The organism is Actinomycetospora sp. ABD4_176 (assembly GCF_056311855.1).
This window is the reverse complement of the sequence record NZ_CM149974.1, coordinates 4888535-4909701: the sequence shown is the minus strand read 5'-3', so window position 1 is coordinate 4909701 and position 21167 is coordinate 4888535. Positions and strand designations below refer to the sequence as shown.

Genomic DNA, 21167 nt, shown 5'->3' with positions numbered 1-21167 from the left:
CACCGTGCGTGCTCGCCGTGTCTTGTTTGCGCTACCGTGACCGAACCGTGGCGAGATGTCGCCGAACGGAGCAACCCCACACTGCCGAACGGTCCGCCCCAGGGTCTAACATCCGCGCCGTGACCAGTCCGGTGGAACGCGCTGCGGAGGCCCGCGAGGGCGCGGGCGCCACGAGCCCGCGGCGAGCTGCGACCGCGCCGGTGAGAACGCACCCGAGGACCCCCTCAGCGATGACCCCGCCGCCGGCCTCCGCCACACCCGCCCCGCGCGCGCCCTCGCCCTCGGAGAACGACCCGGCCCCCACGCGGACCGTGGTCGTCGCGGCGTCCACGCCCGCGCCGACGTTCAGCTTCCTCACCACGGCCTACCGCACCGAGGACGTCCTCGGGCGGATGATCGAGTCGGTGTTCGCCCAGACGTCGGCGGACTGGGAGCTCGTCGTGGTCGACAACGGGTGGTCCGACCCGATCGCCGACGTCGTGCGGCCCTACCTGTCCGACGGGCGCATCACGTTCGTCCGCCAGGAGAACCGCGGCGCGGCCGGCGGCACGATGTCCGCCGCCGCCGAGGCCCGCGGCCGCTTCCTCGTGCCGCTGAACTCTGACGACGGCATCGAGCCCGAGTTCTGCCGCCGGATGGCCGACGTCCTCGAGCACGACCCGGACGTCGCCGCCGTCACCTGCGACGCCCACCTGTTCGTCGACCCCGGCGAGCAGCGGATGGTGCGCACCTACCTGCGCAGCTCCGGCCTGCGCCGCCGCCCCGACCCGACGCGCCCGCTCACCGTCGCCGACGTCATCGGCGGGCCGAGCCCCTACTACGGCGCCGCGATCCGCCGCGACGTGTGGGAGAGCCTCGGCGGGCTGGCATCGGACACGCCGATGGTCGACGACCTCGCGTTCTGGCTGCGGGCCCTCGTCGCGGGCCACGACGTCCGGATGATCCCGGACGTCCTCGGCCGCTTCCGGATCGAGCGGAACTCGGTGAGCCGCCCGACCGAGGCCGACCGCGCCGAGGAGTTCGAGGTGCAGCGCGAGCGCGCCCTCATCCGCGCGGTGGAGATGTCCGGCGACCCCGAGGCCCAGGCGGCGCTCGACCGCGTGCTGCGCAAGCTGCGCTACGTCCAGGCGCTGCGCCGGGCGCGCTTCGCGTTCCGGGCCGGCGACGTCGAGGAGGCCCGCGGGCACGTCGGCGAGGCGTTCGCCCAGCAGCGCACCGCCCGCAGCGGGGGGCTCCTCCTCGCGCTGCGCCTCGCGCCCGGCCTGCTGCGTCGCCTGCACCCCGCCAAGCAGGCCGTGACGGCGCGGCTCGACGAGGTCCGCCGGCTCGGGCTGCGCAAGGCCTCCCGGGCGCGCCGCGACCGCAAGGCCCCATGAGGTTCCTGGTCCTGACCAACCGGCGTCTGGACTCCCGCCAGAGCGGCTACGACCTGCGTGTCGTCAACCTCTGCGCGCACCTCCCCGGCGACGTGCACCTCGTCGTGGCGCCGTACCAGGCGGCCGGCACCGCGCGGAGCGGGCTGCCCGTCGAGGGCGTGTTCAGCTCCGTGGAGGAGCTGCCGCCCCTCCAGGGACGCGTGACGGGCTGGCGCCGGCACCTGCGGCTGTCCAACGCCCACTTCCTGGCGACGACCCGTCCCGCGGCCTTCGCCGCCGCCCGCGCGCGGCTGGCCGAGATCGTGCGGGAGAAGGAGATCACGCACCTGCTGGTGTTCGGCGGCGACGTCGCCGAGATCGCCGACGGGATCGACGTGCCGCGCACGGTGCTCGACGTCTGCGACAGCACCGGGCTGACCGCCCGCCGCGCGCTGGCGGGCGTGGCGCGCCGGGCCCGCCGGCTGCAGGGGCGCCTCGACGTCGCCCGCAAGAGCCGCACCGAGGCACGCTTCCCCGACCGGTTCGGCCTGGTCACGGCCATCAGCGACGCCGACGCCCGCGCCGTCGAGGGCGGCCGGCACCCCGCGGGGACCGTGCGCACGGTGCCCAACGGCATCGACGACGGCTACGTCGGCGAGGTGCCGCCCGCCGGCGACCGCCGCGCCGTCGTGTTCTGGGGCAACCTCGCGTTCGGCCCCAACCACGAGGCGCTGTGGTTCTTCGTGCACGACGTCTTCCTGCCCCACCTGCAGCACCGCGGCGTGGAGCTCGTCATCGCCGGCGGCGGCCCGCCGTCCTGGCTCACAGAGCTCGCGCAGCGCGAGGCGGGGATCCGCCTGCTCGGCTACGTCGAGGACCTGCCGGCGGCGATCGCGCCGTACCCGGTGATGGTCAACCCGATGCGGACCGGCAGCGGGCTGAAGAACAAGGTGCTCGAGGCGTTCGCGCTGGGCCGGGTCGTGGTCACCACGCACCGCGGCGTCGAGGCCATGCCGGAGGTGCGTGACGGCGAGCACGTCGTGTGCGCCGAGGACGCCGCGGGCTTCGCGCAGGCCGTGCTGGACGTCCTCGACGACCCCGAGCGCGCGGAGAAGCTGCGCCGCGCCGCTCACGACCTCGTCCTCCGGCACTACCGCTGGAGCGCCGTCGGCGCCCGGTGGCGCGCCCTCGTCACCGGCGAGCCGACCGCCCGCTGACGCCCCTCGACGAGCGGGCTCCGGCGCGGTGGCGCCGGAGCCCGCTCCCGGGGTCAGCTGGGGCGGAGGCTCTCGTCGAGGGAGCCGGCGGCCTGGCGGTCCCGGAGCACGGCGAGGCGGGTGAAGCGCCGGTCGAACGCCTCCTGGGTGAGCCCGCGGGCGCGGTACTCGCGGACGAGCTCCTCGGCGCCGTCGGCCACCGACCACGCGGGGCGGAAGTCGGGGAGGAACTTGCCGATCTTGGTGAAGTCGACGCGGTAGGAGCGCGGGTCACCGCCGGTCTCGCCGGTGATGACGAGCTCGGCCTCGGGCACCGCGACCTTGACGGCGTCGGCGATGTCGCGGACCTGCACGTTGTTCTCCGTCGAGCCCACGTTGAACGCCTGCGCGCGCACGGTGTCGGCCGGGGCCGCCAGGGCCGCGACGACGGCGCCGCCGATGTCGCGGGCGTGGGCCAGCGGACGCCAGGGCGTGCCGTCGCTCATGACGAGGATGCGGTTCGACAGCAGCGCGTGGCCGACGAGGTTGTTGAGCACGATGTCGGCCCGCAGCCGCGGCGAGAACCCGAACGCGGTGGCGTTGCGCATCGAGACCGGCACGAAGTCCTCGTCGGCCATGTCGACGAGGTCGGCCTCGACGCGGACCTTCGACTCGGCGTAGGGGGTCACCGGCCGCATCGGCGCCTCCTCGTCGAGCACGTCCTCGGTGCCCGACGCGCCGTACACCGAGCAGGTCGAGGCGTAGACGAAGCGGCCCACCCCGGCCTCCTTGGCCAGGCGCGCGAGGCGGGTGGAGGCGTGGTGGTTGATGTCGTAGGTGTGCTGGGGCGCCAGCGCGCCCAGCGGGTCGTTCGACAGCGCCGCGAGGTGCACGACGGCGTCGAACCCGGCGAGCTGCTCGGCGGTGACGTCGCGCAGGTCGACGGCCAGCGCCGGCGGCTCGGGGACGGGCAGCTCGCCGAGCACGCAGTCGGCGTAGAGGCCCGAGTCGAGGCCGGTGACCTCGTGCCCCGCCTCGGTGAGCTGCGGCGCCATGAGGGTGCCGAGGTAGCCCTGGTGGCCGGTGAGCAGGACGCGCATCGCGGCGGTCCCTCCTTCGTGTGACTTCTGGGGACGCTAGACAGACGGTACGGGTGCCCCGAGCAGCGCCCGCGTCAGGTGGAACCCCTCCGCGTAGCGCACGCCCGCCTGCACCCCGCGCACGCGCGCGAGGCCCCGGAACGTCTCCTCGTCGAACCAGGCGCGGACCACCTGGGACGGGTAGTGCTCGTGCAGCAGGCGGACCTTCTCCGCGACCACGTCGGCCTCGAGGGGCATGAGCAGCGCCGGCTGTACCAGGTCCGGCTCGGCTTTGAGGATCTCGTAGCCGAGCGTCAGGTGGTCGCGGAACACGGTGGGCACGAGGCGGGCGAGCTCGCGGTGGTCCTGGTGGTCGTCACCGCGATGCCCGGCGAGCACGAGGTCGGGCTCGCAGGTGCGCCGGAACGCCTCGAGCTGCTCCTTGCACCACTCCCAGTGCGTCGGGAGCCGGCCGTCGGGCATGTCGAGGACGGTGACGGCGAGGTCCGCGCCCGGGCAGAACGCCGCCAGCGCGGCACGCTCCTCGTCCTCGCGGGGCGTGCCGCCGCCGGACAGGACGAGCGCGCGCACCCGCAGCCCGGGTCGGGCCCGGCAGAGGGTCAGGACGGTGCCGCCCGCGCCGATCGGGACGTCGTCGCAGTGCGCGGCGAGCAGGACCAGCTCGTCGAGCGCCCCGGGGAGCAGCGCGCGCACGGCTCAGCGGCCGAGGACCTCGTCGACGAGGCCCTCCAGCGGCGTGCGCTCCGGCTCGCGCTCCCACACCATCCACGGCCGGGTGCCGGCGCGGTACGCGGCCTCGAGGGCGTTGCGCTCCTTGAGGGTGTCCGCGGGCTGCCAGAAGCCGTCGTAGGTGTAGGAGAGCAGCTTGCCCTCCTTCGCCAGCGTCGTGCAGGCGTCGCCGACGAGGTCGCCGTTCTCCGGGATGTAGTCGATCGTCTCGGGCCGCAGCGCGAAGTACCCGCCGTTCTCGCGGATCCGCATGTCGGTCACCGGGTAGATCGAGTTGACCCGCTCGCTCCCGTCGATGTCGACGATGTGGAACACCGCCTGCGGCGGTACGGCGAGCAGCGACGCCGTCGCGTCCGAGGCCTTGAACCGGTCGATCATGTCGTCGAGCGGGGCGTCGGTGAGCACGTCGGCGTAGTTGGCGAGGAACATCTCCTCGTCCGCCACCAGGTGGCGCACCCGGCGAAGGCGCTCGCCGATCGGCGACTCCAGCCCGGTGTGGACGAAGTGGATCGTCCAGTCGGCGATGTCCGAGCCGAGCAGCTCGACCTCGCCCTGCCGCATGACGAAGTCGTTCGACTCGGTCTCGTGGTAGTCGAGGAAGTAGTTCTTGACGTGGTGGGCTCCGTAGCCCAGGCAGAGGATGAACTCCTTGTGCCCGAAGTGCGCGTAGTAGCGCATCACGTGCCAGATGAGCGGGCGGGGCCCGACCATCTGCATCGGCTTCGGCGCATCGGAGTCACCGTTGCGCATCCGCATGCCGTAGCCACCGCAGAAGAGGACGACCTTCACGATCGGAGGACCTTGCCAGACCCGGGCTCGACCACCTGCAGCGAGGGGATGGGGAAGACGAGTGAACCGCCCCAGTCCGCCACGTGGGCCAGCTGGGCGGTGATCTCCTCGCGGAGGTTCCACGGCAGCACCAGCACGTGGTCCGGGCGGTCGGCGTCGATCCGCTCCGGCGCGTGGATCGGGATGCGCGTGCCCGGCGTGTACCGGCCGTGCTTGTAGGGGTTGCGGTCGACGGTGTACGCGAGCAGGTCCGGGCGGATGCCGCAGTAGTTCAGCAGCGTGTTGCCCTTGCCCGGCGCGCCGTAGCCGACGACCGACTTCCCGGCGTCCGCGGCGTCGATGAGGAACCGCACGAGGTCGTTGCGGATGCGCGAGACCTCCCCGGCGAAGCCGGCGTGGCCCTCGACCGTGTCGAGCCCGGCCGCGGTCTCCTCGGCGAGCACGTCGGCGACGGCCGCCGAGGGCCCCTGACCCAGCTCGGTGGGCCGCGCCCAGCACCGGATCGACCCGCCGTGGGTCGGCAGCAGCTCGACGTCGACGAGCTCGAGCCCGCCCGAGCGCAGCGCCTTCTGCGCGGTCGCGAGCGTGTAGTACTGGAAGTGCTCGTGGTAGATCGTGTCGAACTGCCGGTACCGCATCAGCGTGAGCAGGTGCTGCACCTCGATCGACACCCAGCCGTCGTCGGCGACCATCGCCCGCAGGCCGCGGGTGAAGCCCACGACGTCGGGGATGTGCGCGTAGACGTTGTTCGCGACGACGAGCGCGGCCGGGCCGTGCTCGGCGCGGACCGCCGCCCCCGTCTCCGGGGAGAGGAACGCGGTGATCGTCGGCACGCCCTTCTCCCGGGCGGCCTGGCCGACGTTGGCGCTGGGCTCCACGCCGACGGCGCGCATCCCGTCGGCGACGACGTGCGCGAGCAGGTAGCCGTCGTTGCTCGCCGCCTCGACCACCAGCGAGTCGCGCGTCAGACCCGCGCGCTCGGTGGCGGCGGTGACGAAGCGGCGCGCGTGCTCGACCCACGACGTCGAGAACGACGAGAAGTACGCGTACTCGGTGAACGTCTCGTCCGGGTCGATCAGGGGCGGGATCTGCACGAGCAGGCACGAGCGACAGACCCGCGGGTGGAGCGGGAACGTCGGCTCGGGGGCCTCGAGCGCCTCCTCGGTGAGGAAGAGCTCGCAGGGCGGGGTGGCCCCGAGGTCGACGAAGCTCGCCAGGTCGGCGGATCCGCAGAGCCGACAGATGATCTTGTCCAAGGCTTCCGTCTCAGTAGGCGCCGTCGCCGCGGAACACCGCGGAGACCGTCTTCCACATGATCACCAGGTCCATCGCCGGCGACCAGTTCTCCACGTAGCGCAGGTCCAGCCGGACCGACTCCTCCCAGGACAGGTCGGAGCGTCCGCTGACCTGCCAGAGCCCGGTCATGCCGGGGCGCACGAGGAACTTGCGCTTCGCCGCGTCGGTGTACGACTCGATCTCGCCGGGCAGCGGCGGGCGCGGCCCGACCAGCGACATCGAGCCACCGAGGACGTTGAGCAGCTGCGGGAGCTCGTCGAGCGAGTAGCGGCGCAGCAGCTGCCCGATACGGGTGACGCGGGGGTCCCGGCGCAGCTTGAACAGCGGCCCGGAGCCGTCGTTCGTGCCGGCGAGCAGCGCGTCGCGCATCTTGTCCGCGTCCGGCACCATCGACCGGAACTTGATCATCTTGAAGGTCTTGCCGCGCTGCCCGACGCGGGTCTGGCGGTAGAACACCGGGCCGCCGTCGAGCTTGACGACGAACGCGATGACGGCGAAGACCGGGAGCAGGACCAGCAGGATCGCCGCGGTGGTGACGCGGTCGAACATGAGCTTGAAGACCCGCGGCACGCCCGAGAGGCGCGGCTCGGTCAGGCGCAGCAGCGGCAGGCCGTCGACGGGCGCGACGTGCAGGCGCGGCCCGGCGACCTCCATGAGGCCCGGGTCGACGACCAGCTCGGAGCCGGTGCCCTCGAGGTCCCACGCGAGGCGCTGCAGGCGCTTCGGGCTCCAGCCGGGCGTCGGGGCGACGGCGACGACGCCGTAGCGCCCGCTGCCCACGCTGGTCGACAGGTCGTCGAGGTCGCCGATGACGGGCACGCCGGCGACGTGGCCCTGGCCCTCCTCGCCGAGACCGGTCGGCGTGCAGGCCGCCACGACGACCCAGCCCATGTGCGGCACGCGGCGGGTGCGCTCGATGAGGTCGCGCAGGGCCTGCTCGGTGCCGACCGCGAGGACCGGCAGCATCCCGCGGCCGCGCTTGCGGGCCTGGTGCAGCCAGCGGCGCAGCAGGTAGCGGCCGGCCATGGCGCCGAGGCCCGCGACCGGCAGCACGCCGAACACCCAGGGGCGCACGCCCAGACGCTCGACCGCGAGGCCGCCGAGGCCCAGCACGATCGCCGCGGAGACGAACGCGCGGATCAGGCGGCTCCACTCCTCGGCGCCCTGGCCGAGGGTGCGGGGGTCCCAGGCCCGGCAGGCCACCAGCGCGAGCGGCACGAGGACCGCCGTGCCGGCCGCCAGGTTCCAGGGGTCCGAGGCCTGCGGGCCCGTGCCGTCACCGAAGCCGATGAGCGCGCCCAGCAGGATGCAGACGGCCAGGGTGGCGAGGTCGGAGGCGGCCACGGCGAGCGCGAACTTGCGCTGCCAGCTGGTGGCCGTCGCGACGCTGCCCGGCTGGCCCGGGCCCTCGTCCTCCCAGATGCGGACGAAGCCGGGCGCGGTCGGGGCCGGCTCGACGAAGACGTCGCGGCCCTGCGCGGCCAGCTCGGCGTCCCGCGCGGCGGCGGCCTCGCGGGCGATCGCGTCGCGGGTGGCCGCGTCCGTCACCGGGTCCATCGCCGTCCCCGGGTGCATCTCCGCGGGCGGTAGCCCGCCCAACGGCACCTCGCTCCGTGCGACGTCCGGCATCGGCGGGTCGGTGGGCACGGGCCCCCCGGCGGGCACGTCGGCCCGCTCCGCCTCGACTCGTCCGTTCCTCACGTGGTCGCCCCCGCGTCGTCGATCGCGCGGGGAGAACGCTCTCCCCGCGACACCTCGTCGGCCATGGACACCTCTCCGAGACGTGGGACGTCCCGGAACCGATCCGGTTGCCTCCGTGACCGCGCGGATTCCGGGACCCCGCTCGGACCCCCCGCCGTGCAGCGATCAACGAGGGCGTCGCCGCGGAGGTCACGCTCCGGACCCTTTCGTGGCTCGGCCGGACGGGTCGGCAGCGTGGCTACCGATCCGCCCGCGAGCACGGTACGTGCCGAGCTCCGCGGCCCGGACGGCGGCCGAGGGCCGCGGGACCGGCGCCGGTGGGCCGAACGGGATCGGGGCCTCGCCGGGCGCCGTCGCTGGCCGTGATGACGCAGCTCACGACCCCGCGGGCCTCGACACCAACGCGGGGCTCACCGTGGCGATCGGTATCGTCGGTGACGACGAGCCGACGACGAGTCGCAGCACCGGGCCCCTCGGGGCCCTCCCCGCACGGCACCGCGGTGCCCGCCGGCCCCGCCGGCTCCGGGGCCTGTCGGACCATCCAGGACGAGGAGAGCAGTCGATGCCCAACGACGTCGTCAGCCGACGACCGCACCGTCCGCGGCGCGGTGGTCCGGCCGTCGTCCTGGCGCTCGTGTCGCTGCTGATCCCGCTGCTCGTGGCGCCGGCCGCCTCGGCGGAGACGGCGCCTGCGGCCCCGCCCCCGACCTCGGACCGCCCGCTCTGGGTGCTGCCCGAGACCGGGAACATGCTCGCCGCGTTCAACCGCAACGACTACGACGAGCAGGACGGCGAGCCCGAGCAGGTCGCCGCACCCGGCGAGCCCGGCCGCCAGGCCATCGAGTTCACCCTCGAGGGCGGTGACCAGCGCTCGGAGATGCGGCCGCGCATCCCCGACCAGCGCGAGGGCGACGTGCAGTACTACACGTACGGGGCGCGTCTCGCCGAGGACTTCCCGGTCGACGCGCGCACCTGGCAGCTGCTCTTCCAGTGGCACCACTTCGGCGACTCCGGCTCGCCGCCGGTGGCGGTCGAGGTCCGGGAGGGCCGGCTCATGCTCGCCGCCGAGGGCGAGGACCTGCAGGACCTCGGGCCGGTGCGCGGCGGGGACCGCGTCGACCTCACCATGCGGATCGCGTTCTCCCGCGACCCCGATCGCGGCACCGTCGACGTCTGGCGCGACGGCCGCCCGGTGCTGCAGGACTACCGCCCGCCGGGCGGCACCCTGCTCGACGAGGGCAACTACATGAAGGTCGGCCTGTACCGGGACACCGACGTCGACGAGGAGGGCCGGGTCTACGTCGACGACCTGCGCATCGGCCCGACCCTGGCCTCGGTGCAGCGGCCCGGCTCGGCGTCGTCGGCGATCCCGAGCGGGTCGGACCCGACCGACCGCCCGACGTCGTCGACGTCCGGCACCTCGGACGTCGCGCCGTGGCTGGCGGGCGTGCTGCTGGTCGTCGTCGGCGGGGCGGCCCTGCTCGCGATGACGCGGGGACGCGCCCGGCGCTGAGCGCGGCGCGGACCGCGAGGCCCCGCCCAGGTCCGCGTGTCACCATGGTCACCGTCGCCGCTGCGGTGACGGTCCGCCGTGGTGTAAGGGCAACACCTCGGATTTTGGTTCCGATGATCCTGGTTCGAATCCAGGCGGCGGAGCAGTCCTCCCGGCCGTTCCCGGGTCGCTCGGCCGTGTCACCGGGCCGTCTCTACGCTTGCTCGCCATGAGCACGCACAGGACCGGGGATGCGGCCGCCGCCGACCCCGGGGCCGTTCCCGCCTACGTCCTCGGCGGGTACGAGGCCGGGCTGGCCGTGGTCGGGTCGCTGGGCCGCGCGGGGGTGCCCGTGGTGTCGGTGGTCACCTCGCCGCGCGAGTCGACCCGGCACTCCCGGTACACCTCCGCCTGCGTCACCGTCCCCGACCCCGCCGACCGGACCGCCGACCACGTCGAGGCCCTCCTGCGGCTCGCCGACACCCACGGTCCGGGCGTCGTCGTGCCGACCACCGACGAGGGTCTCGAGGCCGTCGCCGCCCACCGTGACGTGCTCGCCGCGCGGCACACCGTGGCGTGCGCGGACGACGTCGTCGCCCAGCGCTTCCTCGACAAGCGCCTCACCAGCGAGATCGCCGACCGCGTCGGCGTCGAGGCGCCGCGCACCGTCTCGCCGGGCACGCCCGACGAGCTCGACGCGCTCGCCGACCACCTGCGCTTCCCCTGCCTGGTCAAGCCGGCCGAGAGCTACCGCTACAACCGCGCCTTCGGCGTCAAGATGAAGCGCGTCCACACCACCGACGAGCTGCGCGTCGCGTGGGGCGAGGCGCACGCGCTGGGCATCGGCACGATGGTCCAGGAGCTCATCCCGGGCCCGGAGACCGGCGGCGTCAACTACAACGCCTACGTCGTCGACGGCGAGGTCCGCGTCGACATGACCTCCCGCAAGCTGCGCCTGTCCCCGCCCGAGTTCGGCTACCCGTGCGCGGTCGTCAGCGCCCGCGTCCCCGAGGTCGTCGAGCCGGGCCGCGCGATCCTCGCCGCGATGGGCGTCGAGGGCTTCGCCAACGTCGAGTTCAAGCAGGACGAGCGCGACGGGCGCTACAAGCTCATGGAGGTCAACGGGCGGCCGAACATGTCGGGCCGCCTCGCGCCGCGCTGCGGTGTCGACTTCCCGCTGCTGACCTACCGCCACCTCGTGTACGGCGAGCTGCCCGTCGCGACGCCGTGGCGCGAGGGGGTGCACTGGGTCAACGAGTTCAAGGACCCGTCGATCCTGCTCGAGCGCTGGCGCGGCGGCCGGCTGCGGTGGCTCGGCGGCACGAGGCCGTACGTCTCGTCGCGGGTGTTCGCGACGTTCGACGCCCGCGACCCCGGGCCGTTCGTGGCGCGCACCCGCCGGCGCCTCGGGCCGGACGCCGCGCCCGCACGGCCGGGCGCCGGGGTGCACTGAGGTCGCGCCGGGACCCTCAGCGCTCCGAGGCCCGCGGCAGGACGTCGGTCGGCCGCTCGCGGGGGTCGAACGCGCGCGGGTCGGGCCCCGGGTCGGCGAGGACGTCGGCCCACGCGTCCACGGCCAGGGCGACGCCGAGCACGACGGCCACCGCGACGCCGAGGGCGCCCAGGGTGTCGGTCGGGTAGTGGTAGCCGCGCACCACGAGCCCGGTGCAGACGGCGACGACGAGGCCCGCGAGCCCGGTGACGGCGAGCAGGCGCACCGCCCGGGGCAGCGCGCGGAGGCCCAGCACCAGCACCCCGCACGTCACCGCCAGCGAGGCGACCGAGGTCGTGTGGCCGCTGGGGAAGGCGAGCTCGCCCCCGCGCGTGCGCTCGACCAGCGGCTTGAGCACCAGCGACGTCGTGACCATCGCCGTCGGCGGGCCGGCGAGCACCAGCCCGAGGCCGCGCCCGCCCCGCAGCACCCACGCCAGCGGCGCGAGGACGAGCAGGGCGACGGCCACCGGCAGCGGCCCGCCCAGGGCGGCGAAGGCCTGCGCGAGCAGCCGCCACGCCCCGTGCTGGGCGTCGACCAGGCCCGCGAGCGAGCGGTCGGTGCGCCCGCCGGTCGTGGCCCCGGCGTAGCGCCACGCGAGGACGGCGGTGACCAGCGCCGCCGCCAGCGCGATCACCGCCACGCGGCCGCGGGCGCCGAGCCGCACGAGGCGGGAGCACCGGTCGGGGAGGGTCGTGGGCCCCGCGAGGGCGGGGGTCAGCACGGGAGTCGTGCCCGTCGTCGAGCGCGCCATGGCGGGACAGGATGCCCGATGATGTCGACCGGCCCGGGCCGGGTCCGGGGGGGCTCCCCGGGACGGGGCAGACTGACGTCCCGACGATCGGCGCTCCGTCAACCCCGTGGCCGCGCCAACCGCTCGATCGTCCGAACCGGCTCCCCGCGGGAGGGAGCCGGTGCGGCGCCGGAGGTGGGTCATGCCCGCGGATCACGGTCGAGCACGCACCCAGGTGCTCCCGCTGGCGCACGACGCCCACGCGGAGGCCCACGCGGAGGCCCGCGCCGCCCTCCTCGAACGGACGTCCGCCGCGGTCCGGACGGCCGGCCTCGTCCCCTCCCCCGACCCCGCCGGCAGCACGCGGGAGCTCGCCGCGGTGCTCGACACCCCCGCCGCCCGCGCCGCCGCGCCGGGCACGCGCGCGCTCCTGCTGCGCCAGAGCCTCGTCGCCCGGGTGCTGCTCGCCGCCGCGCCGGGCTCCGCGCCCGTCCCGCCGGCGGTTCTCGATGAGCAGCTCGACGAGCTCCTCGCCCTGGTCACCGAGCACGGGCTGTCGCTGTTCGGGGCCGACGCGCAGATGCTGCGGGCCCGGCGCGCCCTGCTCGTCGACGACGAGGACGCGGCGCTCACCGCGGTGGCCACGGGCCTCGCCCACCTCGAGGAGCCGGTCCTCGTCGACCACGCCCCGACCGCCGCCGAGCACCGCCACAACGTGCGCTGCGCCCGTCGCCTCGCCGCGGGCACGCTGGTCACGCTCGGCCTGCACGACCTCGCGGGCACGCTCGTCGACCAGGCCTGGGGGCCCGCGGCGACCGACGGCGACGGCACCTCCCCGTGCGGCTACGACCGCGTACGCCTGGGCGTGTCGTGGGGCCTGCGCCTCGAGCGCGCCGGGCGTCCCGGCGGCGACCGCCTCGCCGCGGCGGCGGCCGTCGCGGCCGGCCTGCGCCCCGCGGCGCCCGAGCAACAGCCCCTGCTCGTCGCGGCCGCGGTGCTCGCCGACCCCGCCCGCGGGCCCGCCGCCGCCGGCGCCGATCGCGACCGCGCCCGCCGCGACGCCGCGGTGCTCGGGCGCGGGGATCCGGTGCCCTCCCAGCACGACCGGCTGCTCGTCGAGCTCGCCCGCTCGCGGGCCCTGGAGCGCGCCGGCGAGGACGACGCCGCGGTCGGGGTGCTCGCCGCCCGCCGGGCCCGCCCGCCGCGGGGCGAGGCGAGCCTCATGCTGTCGGTGACCCGGGAGCTCGCGCGGCTGCGCACCCGCGTCGCGGTCGACGGGCGGGCCCGCCGGGCGGCCGAGGCGGCGCTGGGCGACTACGTCGCCGACCTCGAGGCCGAGCTGTGGGCCCTGCACCGGGCCCGCGCGCTGTCGCTGCGCACGGGCCTGGCCCACGACCGGCTGCGCCGCGAGCACGGCCAGGTCACCGCCCTCGCCCTCGCCGACCCGCTGACCGGCCTGCCCAACCGCCGCGCGCTGGACCGGCACCTGGAGGAGGTGCTGGGGAGGCGCGGCGGCGAGGCGACGCCGGTGGGGGTCGCGGTCGCCATGGTCGACGTCGACCGCTTCAAGCAGATCAACGACACGGCGTCCCACGCCCGCGGCGACGAGGTGCTGCGCGGCGTGGCGACGGCGCTGCGGTCGTCGCTGCGCGCCCCGGACCTGGTGGCGCGCTACGGCGGCGACGAGTTCGTCGTCGTGCTGCCCGACACCGCGGTCGGCGACGCGGCCGCCGCGCTGGGCCGGGCCCGCGCGGCGGTGACGGCGCTGCCGGACGCCGGCGCGGTGGGCGGGCCGGTGACGCTGTCGATCGGCGTGGTCGCGGCCCGCGACGGCGAGGGCCCCGCCGACGTCCTCGCCCGCGCCGACGCCGCGATGTACGCGGCCAAGCGCGCGGGGGGCGACGCCGTGCGCACCCACGACGCCTCCGGCGCGGGTGCCCGTCCGTGAGCCGCCCACCGGCACCCGTGGGGAGGCCCGCCCGGACCCGTCCCGTTGCACGCCCCGCCCGGGCGCCCGGAGCGCGGTCGTAGGATCAGGGCCGACGAGCCCCGGACCCGGGGCCGACCCGCCACCCGAGTGGGAGTCACGCCAGCGATGCCGCCGAGCCCGACCGCGAGCCCGACCGCCGTCGTCGTCCTCGCCGCCGGTGAGGGCACCCGGATGCACTCCGCGACGCCGAAGGTGCTCCACCCCGTGGGCGGGCGCAGCCTGCTCGGCCACGCGGTCCACGCGGCCGCGGGCGCGACGCCCGAGCACCTGGTCGTCGTCGTCGGGCACGAGCGCGAGCAGGTCGGCACCCACACCCTCGGGCTCGCCGCCGAGCTCGACCGCGAGGTCCTCACCGCCGTCCAGGACCGCCGCCGCGGCACCGGCCACGCCGTGTCCTGCGGCATCGGGCGGCTACCCGCCGACCTCACCGGCACGGTGCTGGTCTCCTACGGCGACGTCCCGCTGCTCGACGCCGCGACGCTGCGCGCCCTGGTCGCCGAGCACGCCGACGGCGGCTACGCGGTCACCCTGCTGACCGCCGAGCTCGACGACCCCCGGGGCTACGGCCGAGTGGTCCGCCACGACGGCCAGGTCACCGCGATCGTCGAGCACCGCGACGCCACGCTCGACCAGCTCGCGATCAACGAGGTCAACTCCGGGGTCTACGCCTTCGACCTGGCCTTCCTGCGCGAGGCGCTCCGCCGGCTGACCACCCACAACGCCCAGGGCGAGCTCTACCTCACCGACGTCGTGGAGATCGCCGCCGGCGAGGGCCGCGGGGTCGGCGCGGTCGAGACCGCCGACCCGTGGCTCGTCGCGGGCGTCAACGACCGGGTCCAGATGGCCGACCTCGGCGCCGAGCTCAACCGCCGCCTGCTGGAGCGCTGGATGCGCGCGGGCGTCACGGTGGTCGACCCGCGCTCAACCTGGGTCGACGTCGGCGTCCGCCTCGAGCGCGACGTCACGCTGCACCCCGGCACCCAGCTGCACGGCTCGACGACCGTCGCCGAGGGCGCCGCGATCGGCCCGGACACCACGCTGACCGACGTGATCGTCGGCGCGCGGGCCACCGTCGTGCGCACGCACGGGTCGTCGTCGCGCGTCGGCCCCGAGACGTCGGTGGGGCCGTTCGCCTACCTGCGCCCCGGCGTGGAGCTCGACGCCCGCGGCAAGATCGGCACGTTCGTCGAGGTGAAGAACGCCCACATCGGCGAGGGCAGCAAGGTCCCGCACCTGACCTACGTCGGCGACGCCGAGATCGGCGAGGGCAGCAACATCGGGGCGTCGTCGGTGTTCGTCAACTACGACGGCGTCACCAAGCACCGTACGGTCGTGGGGTCCCACGTCCGCACCGGCTCGGACAACACGTTCGTCGCGCCGGTGTCGGTCGGGGACGGCGCCTACACCGGAGCGGGCACCGTGGTGCGCGAGGACGTCCCGCCCGGGGCGCTCGCCGTGTCCTCGGGCCCGCAGCGCAACGTCGAGGGCTGGGTGGCGCGCAAGCGGCCCGGGACGGCGGCGGCCCAGGCGGCCGAGGCCGCGCAGAAGGCGGCGGACGCCGAGGAGCAGACCATGCAGGAGGACCCGTGACCGTGAGCATGTCGTCGACGCCGAAGAAGAGCCTCATGCTCTTCTCGGGACGGGCCCACCCCGAGCTCGCCGAGGAGATCGCCAAGGAGCTCGACGTCACGATCACCCCGCAGCAGGCGTACGACTTCGCCAACGGGGAGATCTTCGTCCGCTTCGAGGAGTCGGTCCGCGGCTCCGACGCGTTCGTGATCCAGAGCCACACCTCCCCGATCAACCAGTGGATCGTGGAGCAGCTCATCATGATCGACGCCCTCAAGCGGGCGTCGGCCAAGCGGATCACCGCCGTCGTGCCGTTCTACGGCTACGCCCGCCAGGACAAGAAGCACCGCGGCCGCGAGCCCATCTCGGCCCGGCTCGTCGCGGACATGCTCAAAACCGCCGGCGCGCACCGGATCATGACGATCGACCTGCACACCGACCAGATCCAGGGCTTCTTCGACGGCCCCGTCGACCACCTGCTGGCCAACAAGGTCCTCGCCGAGCACCTGCGCGACACCTACGCCGACCACGACCTCGCCGTCGTCGCCCCGGACTCCGGTCGCGTGCGCGTCGCGGAGAAGTGGGCGGACATGATGGGCGGCGTCCCGCTGGCCTTCATCCACAAGACGCGCGACAAGACGCGGCCCAACGAGGTCGCCGCCAACCGGGTGGTCGGCGACGTCGCCGGCCGCTGCTGCATCCTCGTCGACGACATGATCGACACCGGTGGCACGATCGCCAAGGCCACCGAGGCGCTGCTCGCCGACGGCGCGTCGGACGTCGTCATCGCCGCCACCCACGGGGTGCTGTCGGGCCCGGCGGTCGAGCGGCTCTCGACCTGCGGGGCGCGCGAGGTGATCATCACCAACACGCTGCCCATCCCGGACGAGAAGCGGTTCCCCCAGCTCACGGTGCTCTCCATCGCGCCGGTCATCGCCCGGGCCGTGCGCGAGGTCTTCGAGGACGGGTCGGTGACGAACCTCTTCGACGGCAACGCCTAGGGCGGCGGCGCGTAGCGTGCCGGCGTGGCGTTCTGGACCGAGCACGTCGTCCCGCGGATCGTCGACATCGCACTCGGCGGCGAGGAGGTCCGCGCCCTGCGCGAGCGCGCCGTCGCCCGAGCCCGCGGCGAGGTCGTCGAGCTCGGCTTCGGCAGCGGGCCGACGCTGCCGCTCTACCCCGCGGCCGTGACGTCGGTGCGCGCGGTCGAGCCGTCGGCCGTGGCCCGCCGGCGCAGTGCCGGGCGGATCGCGGCGGCGGGGATCCCGGTCGAGTACGTGGGCCTCGACGCGTCCGACCCCTCGGCCCACCTCGATCTCCCCGACGGCTCCGCCGACACCGTCGTCAGCACCTTCACGCTGTGCACCATCCCCGACGTCGACCGCGCGCTGCGCGAGGTCCGCCGGGTCCTGCGCCCGGGCGGGCAGATGCTCTTCCTCGAGCACGGCCTGTCCCCCGAGCCCCGCACCGCCCGCTGGCAGCACCGGCTCGACGGGCTGCAGCAGCGCCCGCCGGCGGGTGCCACCTGACCCGGCCCGTCGACGTCCTCGTCCGCGACGCCGGCCTGACGGTGACCGACGTCGCGCACCCGAGCCTGCGCGCGCCGGGCCCGATGTCCTACCTGTACCTCGGCGCCGCGACCCCGTGATCGGCCCCCGACCGCGGTGATCACCAGGCGGAAACGCACCTCCGCAGGCCCTCTACGCGGGCGTTTCCGCCTGGTGATCACCCGCAGCGGGCCGGCGGGCGAGGATCGCCGCCTGCGGCAGGGCGGCGGCGCGGCTGTCGGGCACGGGCTCGCGGACGAGGCGGGCGGTGACCGCGAACCCCGCCTCCTCGAGCAGCGTGGCGAGGGCGTCGGGGCGCAGGCGGCGGAAGTCGAGGTCGACGCGGTGGCCGAAGGCCTCGTCGTGGTGCGAGACGTCGTCGCCGACCTGGAACCCGATCAGCAGGTGCCCGCCGGGGCGCAGCGCCCGGTGGAACCCGGCGAGGACACCGGGCAGCTGGTCGGGCGGCACGTGGATGAGCGAGTACCAGGCGACGATGCCGCCGAGGTCGGCGAGGCCCCTGACGTCCAGGTCCGCGAGGTCGCCGACGTCGAAGACGAGCTCGGGGTGCTCGCGGCGGGCGAGGGCGACCATGCCCGGCGACAGGTCGATCCCGCGGACGTGCAGGCCCAGGTCGCGCAGGTGGGCGGTGACGCCGCCGGGCCCGCTCCCGGCGTCGACGACGTCGGCGTCGGGACCGACGAGCTCGGCGAAGGCGGCGAGCAGCGCGCGGTCGAGGGGCGCGCGGGCGAGCTCGTCCGAGAAGGTCGCGGTGTAGGGCTCGGCGATGGCGTCGTAGCCGGCCCGCGTCGCCGCCCGGTCCGCCGGCTCACCCACGACCCCGCCCACGATCCGGCAGCGTAGGGCCGCCCGGTATCGTGGACCGCGCACTTCGGCGAGGGCCGGTCACGACGACCGGCCGTGATCGACGCGGTGCGGCCTCCCGGTCGTCCGGGTCCCGGCCGCGCGCGGCGCGCCGACCAGGAACGACAGCAGGAGAGATCAGCATGGCCGACGAGATCCGCATCGCCGCCGAGGCCCGCACCGAGTTCGGCAAGGGCGCCGCGCGCCGGACGCGTCGTGCCGGCAAGGTCCCCGGTGTGCTCTACGGGCACGGCACCGACCCCGTGCACCTCGCCTTCGACACCGTCGAGTTCGCCGCGGTGATGCGCGAGAACGGTCGCAACGCGCTGCTCACCGTCACCGGGCTCGGCGGGCAGCCGCAGCTGGCGCTGACCAAGAGCATCGCCCGCGACCCCATCAAGGGCTTCTTCGAGCACGTCGACCTCGTGCTCGTCCGCCGCGGCGAGAAGGTCCAGGTCGACGTCCCCGTCGTCACGATGGGCGAGCCCGCCGCCGGCACGCTGGTGTTCCAGAACGAGGACACGCTCACCGTCGAGGCCGACGCGACCAACATCCCCGAGGAGATCACGGTCGTCATCGAGGACGCCGAGATGAACACCCAGTTCCTCGCCGGCGAGATCCGCCTCCCCGACGGCTCCGAGCTGGTCTCCGACCCCGAGCTCCTCGTCGTCAACGTCACCGAGGCCCCCACCGAGGACGCCATGGAGGAGGAGATCGACACCGAGGGCGCCGGCGTCGAGGAGGACACCCCCGAGGCGGAGGCCGCCGAGACCGGCGAGTCCTCCGAGGCCGCCTCCGGCGACCAGCCCGCCGAGGGCTCCACCGGGTCCTCCGACGAGAGCTGACGCGCGTCCGTGAGCTCCCCCGCTGCCCGGCCCGACGGCCCCCTGCTGGTCGTCGGGCTGGGCAACCCGGGCCCCGACTACGAGGGCACCCGCCACAACGTCGGGTTCCTGGTGGCCGACGTCCTCGCGGGGCGGGTCGGCGCCCGGTTCTCGGCGCACAAGCGCTCCGGCGCCGACGTCGCCGAGGGCCGGCTGGCCGGCCGCCGCCTCGTGCTCGCCAAGCCCCGCGGCTACATGAACCTCTCGGGCGGGCCGGTCGCCGGCGCTGCCCGCTTCTTCTCCGTCGCGCCGACCGACGTGATCGTCGTCCACGACGACCTCGACCTCGAGTTCGGCGTCGTGCGCCTCAAGCGCGGCGGCGGCGAGGGCGGCCACAACGGGCTGCGCTCGATCTCGAAGTCGCTCGCGACCAAGGACTACCTGCGGGTCCGCTTCGGCATCGGCCGCCCGCCGGGGCGTCAGGACCCCGCCGACTACGTGCTCAAGCGCTGGTCGTCGGCCGAGCGCAAGGAGCTCGACGTCTCCGTCGAGCTGGCCGCCGACGCCGTCGAGGCGCTGGCCGCCGAGGGCCTGGAACCGGCGCAGAACCGCTTCCACTAGCCCTCCGCCGGCGGCGTCGACGGCAGGCTAGTCGACGGCGTTCTCCAGCCACGCCTCCTCCAGCTGCTCGCGCTCGCTGACCAGCGCGCGCAGCTCGGCGTCGAGGGCGAGGAGCCGGTCGGGGTCGGTGGCCGCGGCGGCGAGCTTCTCGTGCAGCGTCGTCTCCTCGGTGGCGATGCGCTCCAGGCGCCGCTCGATGCGCGCGACCTCCTTGCGCGCGGCCCGCCGGTCGGCCTCGGAGGGCCCGGCCGGTTCCGAGCGAAGGGGCCCCTCGCTCGATCTCCTCGAGCGAGGGTGCCCTTCGCTCGACTCCTCGAGCGCCGCCCGCCGCCGCAGGTACTCCTCGATCCCGCCCGGCAGGTCGGTGATGCGCCCGTCACCGAAGAGCGCGACGACGCGGTCGCAGACCCGCTCGGTGAGGTAGCGGTCGTGGCTGACGACGACGAGCGTGCCGGGCCAGCCGTCGAGGAGGTCCTCGAGCTGCTGGAGGGTGTCGACGTCGAGGTCGTTGGTGGGCTCGTCGAGCAGCAGGACGTTCGGCTCGGTCATGAGCAGGCGCACGAGCTGCAACCGGCGCCGCTCGCCGCCGGAGAGCTCGGAGACCGGGGTCCACTGCCGCGACGCCGGGAAGCCGAAGCGCTCGGCGAGCTGGGAGGCGGTCTGCTCGTACCTGCCGATCGTCACGCGCTCGGCGATGTCCTCGACGGCCTGGAGCACGCGACGGTGCAGCGGCAGATCGGCCAGGTCCTGCGACAGGTGCGCGAGCCGCACGGTGGTGCCCTGGACGCGCTGCCCGCCGTCGAGGGGACGCTCGCCGCCGACCGCGCGCAGCAGCGTCGTCTTCCCCGAGCCGTTGATCCCGACGATGCCGACGCGCTCGCCGGGCGCGATGCGCCAGGTCTGCCGGTCGACGAGCGTGCGGTCGCCGACGCGCAGGGTCGCGTCCTCGAGCTCGACGACCGTGCGGCCCATCCGGTGCTTGGCCATCGTCACGAGCTCGACGGTGTCGCGCGGCTCGGGGACGTCGGCGATCAGCGCCTCGGCGGCCTCGACGCGGTAGCGCGGCTTCGACGTGCGCGCCTGCGGGCCGCGGCGCAGCCACGCGAGCTCCTTGCGGGCGAGGTTGCGGCGGCGCTGCTCGGCGGCGTCGGCGAGGCGGGCACGCTCGGCGCGGGCGAAGATCCAGTCGCCGTAGCCGCCCTCGTACTGCTCGACGTGCCCGTCGACGACCTCCCAGGTCCGCGAGGCGACGGTGTCGAGGAACCAGCGGTCGTGGGTGACGACGACGAGCGCGGTGCGCCGGGCGAGCAGGTGCTCGGCCAGCCAGCCGACGCCCTCGACGTCGAGGTGGTTGGTGGGCTCGTCGAGCACGAGGAGGTCGAGGTCCTGCACGAGCGCCGCGCACAGCGCGATCCGCTGCCGCTCGCCGCCGGACAGCCCGTCGACCGGGGCGTCGAGGCCGCGGTCGCCGCCGGGACGTAGGCCCTCGACGACGGCGCGGCTGCGCGGGTCGGCGGCCCACTCGTGGTCGGGCACAGACCTCGCCCCGAACGCCGGCCCGAGCACGGCCTCCCGCACCGTCTCTCCGGACAGCCGCGTCTGCTGGCTGACCAGCGCCATCCGCAGCCCGCCGACCGGGCTGCGGCGCCCGCTGTCGGGCGCCAGCACCCCGCCCAGCACCGACACCAGCGTCGACTTCCCGCCGCCGTTGCGGCCGACGACGCCGATCCGGTCGCCGGTGTCGACGCCGAGGGACACGCCGTCGAGCACCGGCTTCGGGCCGCCGAAGCCGATCGACACCGACTCGAGGTTGACGAGGTTGGGCACGTTTCCAGTCTCCCGGGGACGCGAACGGGGTGTTCGCGCGCA

Annotated in this window: 18 protein-coding genes and 1 tRNA gene; 11 read left to right on the top strand and 8 right to left on the bottom strand. The window is 75.1% G+C overall.

Annotation, left to right across the window (positions count from 1 at the left end; translation table 11 throughout):
* The first annotated feature begins 230 nt into the window (after positions 1–230).
* Together ACYX4T_RS23790 and ACYX4T_RS23785 are read left to right on the top strand one after the other, a co-directional pair.
* Positions 231–1376, top strand: a complete 1146-nt coding sequence (locus tag ACYX4T_RS23790) for a glycosyltransferase family 2 protein (protein WP_476011684.1) — start codon at positions 231–233, stop codon at positions 1374–1376.
* Complete coding sequence (locus ACYX4T_RS23785; RefSeq protein WP_476011683.1) at positions 1373–2572, top strand: glycosyltransferase family 4 protein; 1200 nt, start codon at positions 1373–1375, stop codon at positions 2570–2572. The genes ACYX4T_RS23790 and ACYX4T_RS23785 overlap by 4 nt, the downstream gene beginning before the upstream one ends.
* Positions 2573–2625: 53 nt before the next feature.
* Here the strand turns inward: ACYX4T_RS23785 and ACYX4T_RS23780 are convergent, their stop codons facing one another.
* Genes ACYX4T_RS23780 through ACYX4T_RS23760 form a run of 5 tightly spaced genes read right to left on the bottom strand, consistent with a single transcriptional unit; the run spans position 2626 to position 8166 of the window.
* A complete protein-coding gene (locus ACYX4T_RS23780) occupies positions 2626–3651 on the bottom strand; it encodes an NAD-dependent epimerase/dehydratase family protein (protein WP_476011682.1) in 1026 nt (341 codons plus the stop codon).
* 36 nt (positions 3652–3687) lie between these two features.
* A complete protein-coding gene (locus tag ACYX4T_RS23775) occupies positions 3688–4344 on the bottom strand; it encodes a PIG-L deacetylase family protein (RefSeq protein ID WP_476011681.1) in 657 nt (218 codons plus the stop codon).
* 3 nt (positions 4345–4347) lie between these two features.
* Entirely contained in the window at positions 4348–5169 is an 822-nt protein-coding gene (locus ACYX4T_RS23770; RefSeq protein WP_476011680.1) for a glycosyltransferase family protein, read from the bottom strand.
* Positions 5166–6425: a class I SAM-dependent methyltransferase gene (locus tag ACYX4T_RS23765; RefSeq protein WP_476011679.1), complete on the bottom strand. Its 1260-nt coding sequence runs from the start codon at positions 6423–6425 to the stop codon at positions 5166–5168. The genes ACYX4T_RS23770 and ACYX4T_RS23765 overlap by 4 nt, the downstream gene beginning before the upstream one ends.
* Before the next feature lie 10 nt (positions 6426–6435).
* A complete protein-coding gene (locus tag ACYX4T_RS23760; RefSeq protein WP_476011678.1) occupies positions 6436–8166 on the bottom strand; it encodes a sugar transferase in 1731 nt (576 codons plus the stop codon).
* A gap of 562 nt (positions 8167–8728) precedes the next feature.
* Here ACYX4T_RS23760 and ACYX4T_RS23755 point away from each other — a divergent pair.
* The 3 genes from ACYX4T_RS23755 to ACYX4T_RS23745 all read left to right on the top strand — a co-directional run bounded on the left by ACYX4T_RS23755 (position 8729) and on the right by ACYX4T_RS23745 (position 11111).
* Complete coding sequence (locus ACYX4T_RS23755) at positions 8729–9679, top strand: polysaccharide lyase family 20 protein (protein ID WP_476011677.1); 951 nt, start codon at positions 8729–8731, stop codon at positions 9677–9679.
* 72 nt (positions 9680–9751) lie between these two features.
* Positions 9752–9822: transfer RNA gene (locus ACYX4T_RS23750), tRNA-Gln, on the top strand.
* 65 nt (positions 9823–9887) lie between these two features.
* Positions 9888–11111, top strand: a complete 1224-nt coding sequence (locus tag ACYX4T_RS23745; RefSeq protein ID WP_476011676.1) for a carboxylate--amine ligase — start codon at positions 9888–9890, stop codon at positions 11109–11111.
* A gap of 16 nt (positions 11112–11127) precedes the next feature.
* Here the strand turns inward: ACYX4T_RS23745 and ACYX4T_RS23740 are convergent, their stop codons facing one another.
* Positions 11128–11904, bottom strand: a complete 777-nt coding sequence (locus tag ACYX4T_RS23740) for a phosphatase PAP2 family protein (protein WP_476011675.1) — start codon at positions 11902–11904, stop codon at positions 11128–11130.
* Positions 11905–12085: 181 nt separating this feature from the next.
* Between ACYX4T_RS23740 and ACYX4T_RS23735 the strand changes: the two genes are divergently transcribed.
* The 4 genes from ACYX4T_RS23735 to ACYX4T_RS23720 all read left to right on the top strand — a co-directional run bounded on the left by ACYX4T_RS23735 (position 12086) and on the right by ACYX4T_RS23720 (position 16971).
* Positions 12086–13831: a GGDEF domain-containing protein gene (locus ACYX4T_RS23735; RefSeq protein WP_476011674.1), complete on the top strand. Its 1746-nt coding sequence runs from the start codon at positions 12086–12088 to the stop codon at positions 13829–13831.
* Positions 13832–13978: 147 nt separating this feature from the next.
* Positions 13979–15463: a bifunctional UDP-N-acetylglucosamine diphosphorylase/glucosamine-1-phosphate N-acetyltransferase GlmU gene (glmU, locus tag ACYX4T_RS23730; protein ID WP_476011673.1), complete on the top strand. Its 1485-nt coding sequence runs from the start codon at positions 13979–13981 to the stop codon at positions 15461–15463.
* An 8-nt stretch (positions 15464–15471) separates the two neighbouring features.
* Complete coding sequence (locus ACYX4T_RS23725) at positions 15472–16443, top strand: ribose-phosphate diphosphokinase (RefSeq protein ID WP_476015362.1); 972 nt, start codon at positions 15472–15474, stop codon at positions 16441–16443.
* A gap of 24 nt (positions 16444–16467) precedes the next feature.
* Positions 16468–16971: a class I SAM-dependent methyltransferase gene (locus ACYX4T_RS23720; protein ID WP_476011672.1), complete on the top strand. Its 504-nt coding sequence runs from the start codon at positions 16468–16470 to the stop codon at positions 16969–16971.
* A gap of 171 nt (positions 16972–17142) precedes the next feature.
* On the opposite strand, the gene ACYX4T_RS23715 is transcribed toward ACYX4T_RS23720, so the two are convergent.
* Positions 17143–17838, bottom strand: coding sequence for a class I SAM-dependent DNA methyltransferase (locus ACYX4T_RS23715; RefSeq protein ID WP_476011671.1), 696 nt, complete (start codon positions 17836–17838; stop codon positions 17143–17145).
* Positions 17839–17996: 158 nt separating this feature from the next.
* Between ACYX4T_RS23715 and ACYX4T_RS23710 the strand changes: the two genes are divergently transcribed.
* Positions 17997–18698, top strand: coding sequence for a 50S ribosomal protein L25/general stress protein Ctc (locus tag ACYX4T_RS23710; protein ID WP_476011670.1), 702 nt, complete (start codon positions 17997–17999; stop codon positions 18696–18698).
* Between the two features lie 9 nt (positions 18699–18707).
* A complete protein-coding gene (gene pth, locus ACYX4T_RS23705; RefSeq protein ID WP_476011669.1) occupies positions 18708–19298 on the top strand; it encodes an aminoacyl-tRNA hydrolase in 591 nt (196 codons plus the stop codon).
* Positions 19299–19325: 27 nt separating this feature from the next.
* Here the strand turns inward: pth and ACYX4T_RS23700 are convergent, their stop codons facing one another.
* Positions 19326–21125, bottom strand: coding sequence for an ABC-F family ATP-binding cassette domain-containing protein (locus ACYX4T_RS23700; RefSeq protein ID WP_476011668.1), 1800 nt, complete (start codon positions 21123–21125; stop codon positions 19326–19328).
* Positions 21126–21167 lie beyond the last annotated feature (42 nt).

Excerpts from the sequence above, each read along its gene's own strand:
- ACYX4T_RS23780 (WP_476011682.1), bottom strand. The coding sequence starts at position 3,651 with ATGCGCGTCCTGCTCACCGGCCACCAGGGCTACCTCGGCACCCTCATG.
- ACYX4T_RS23785 (WP_476011683.1), top strand. The coding sequence starts at position 1,373 with ATGAGGTTCCTGGTCCTGACCAACCGGCGTCTGGACTCCCGCCAGAGC.
- ACYX4T_RS23755 (WP_476011677.1), top strand. The coding sequence starts at position 8,729 with ATGCCCAACGACGTCGTCAGCCGACGACCGCACCGTCCGCGGCGCGGT.
- glmU (WP_476011673.1), top strand. The coding sequence starts at position 13,979 with ATGCCGCCGAGCCCGACCGCGAGCCCGACCGCCGTCGTCGTCCTCGCC.
- ACYX4T_RS23725 (WP_476015362.1), top strand. The coding sequence starts at position 15,472 with ATGTCGTCGACGCCGAAGAAGAGCCTCATGCTCTTCTCGGGACGGGCC.
- ACYX4T_RS23745 (WP_476011676.1), top strand. The coding sequence starts at position 9,888 with ATGAGCACGCACAGGACCGGGGATGCGGCCGCCGCCGACCCCGGGGCC.
- ACYX4T_RS23790 (WP_476011684.1), top strand. The coding sequence starts at position 231 with ATGACCCCGCCGCCGGCCTCCGCCACACCCGCCCCGCGCGCGCCCTCG.
- ACYX4T_RS23740 (WP_476011675.1), bottom strand. The coding sequence starts at position 11,904 with ATGGCGCGCTCGACGACGGGCACGACTCCCGTGCTGACCCCCGCCCTC.
- ACYX4T_RS23710 (WP_476011670.1), top strand. The coding sequence starts at position 17,997 with ATGGCCGACGAGATCCGCATCGCCGCCGAGGCCCGCACCGAGTTCGGC.
- ACYX4T_RS23735 (WP_476011674.1), top strand. The coding sequence starts at position 12,086 with ATGCCCGCGGATCACGGTCGAGCACGCACCCAGGTGCTCCCGCTGGCG.